This window comes from Mammaliicoccus sp. G-M28 (genome assembly GCF_022386595.1).
In the GTDB taxonomy this organism is placed as follows: domain Bacteria; phylum Bacillota; class Bacilli; order Staphylococcales; family Staphylococcaceae; genus Mammaliicoccus; species Mammaliicoccus fleurettii.
The window spans coordinates 1-237 of the sequence record NZ_JAJNIF010000052.1; the positions used below are offsets into that span (position 1 = coordinate 1).

Annotated in this window: 1 protein-coding gene; it reads left to right on the plus strand. The window is 32.5% G+C overall.

Features of this window, described 5'->3' with window-relative positions:
- A partial coding sequence (locus LQ609_RS12655) for a transposase (RefSeq protein ID WP_239734848.1) occupies nucleotides 1-237 on the plus strand: 237 nt, incomplete at both ends.

A 237-nucleotide genomic window follows, 5' to 3' on the forward strand; every position in this document is an offset into this window, starting at 1 on the left:
TTGTTGAACGTTTCCCTAAGAAAAATTCTGAAGATGCAAAACTGTTACTTAAATCTATTTTTAAAGCACCTACTTATCAACATGCATTACAGCTTAAAGAAGAACTGATAACTAAATATCAAAATAATCCAAAGTATTCAGAAGCGCTCAATATATTAGATCAAGGCTTCGAAGATGCTGCTCAGTTCTATAGGTTCCCAGCACAACATCATAAAAGTTTACGTACGACTAATTCTA